This is a genomic window from Streptomyces specialis, assembly GCF_001493375.1.
GTDB classification, from domain to species: domain Bacteria; phylum Actinomycetota; class Actinomycetes; order Streptomycetales; family Streptomycetaceae; genus Streptomyces; species Streptomyces specialis.
In genome coordinates this window covers 1-914 of sequence record NZ_LN929887.1, presented here as the reverse complement: position 1 = coordinate 914, position 914 = coordinate 1, and the positions used below count along the sequence as shown (strand labels likewise).

Genomic DNA, 914 nt, shown 5'->3' with positions numbered 1-914 from the left:
TTTTTTGTTCTGTTTCATTGTGTTTTTTTTTTCAAGCAGAAGACGGCTTACGGGGTTGCTGCCTGTCCGGGGGGCTGGGGGAGGTTTATAAGGGACGGGCGCCCGGGTAGGGGGCGAGCCGGGTCAGCAGCCCGCTGGGCCGGAAGACGACGGCGGGACGGCGGTGGGTGCGGACCCAGGCCCGCACGAGCCGTTCCGCCTCGAACTTGGACCGCTCGTACGCGGTCTGGAAGCCGTGCGCGTCGTCCAGCTCGTGTTCGAGGACGGTGCCGTCGCGGCGCGCCCCGGCGACGGCGACGGTGCTGACGTGGCAGAACAGCGGGGCCCGCTCACCGGCCGCCGCGAGGTGGAGCAGGTGGCGCGTGCCCTCGACGTTGACCGTGTGGGTGATGTCGCGGGGGGCGGCGAACGAGGTGTCGGCGGCGCAGTGCCACAGCGTCTCCAGCCGGTCGGCGAGACGGCGGAACGCGTCGCCGGTCAGCCCGAGGGCGGGGCGGCCCAGGTCGATCGGGATCTCCTCGATCCGCGCGGGCAGGTGCCGCAGCTCGGCCCGGGAGGTGCCGGTGGCCTCCAGGAAGCGGGCGATCCGCCCGGTCGCGGGCCGGGCGCCGGGCCGGGTCAGGACCAGCACGGCCGGGTGGCGGCGCAGGAGCTCGTCGGTCAGGCGCAGCCCGAGGAAGCCGGTGGCACCCGTGACGGCGACCGAGGCCGTGGGCACGGTCATGGCGGTGCCCCGGCTACCCGGCCGGGACGGAGGCGGGGGGGGGGCCGTGGCTTTTACCCCTCTGTCGGGGGCGAGGGAAGGGGAGGGGGGAGGGTCCTGCGGGGGGCTCGGAGTTTAATGAAAGAAAACATCGAAAGACAATACCGTATGCCCTGCAAATCACGAACCTCACGCAGAGGTACGAGACAGA

1 protein-coding gene is annotated in these 914 nt (G+C 71.2%); it reads right to left on the bottom strand.

Annotated features, from left to right (window positions below):
- Positions 1–85 precede the first annotated feature (85 nt).
- A complete protein-coding gene (locus tag BN2279_RS09760; protein ID WP_059008315.1) occupies positions 86–724 on the bottom strand; it encodes an SDR family oxidoreductase in 639 nt (212 codons plus the stop codon).
- Between the last annotated feature and the right edge of the window lie 190 nt (positions 725–914).

What these genes read in the sequence shown, in the direction of transcription:
- BN2279_RS09760 (WP_059008315.1), bottom strand. Translation starts at nt 724, where the DNA reads ATGACCGTGCCCACGGCCTCGGTCGCCGTCACGGGTGCCACCGGCTTC.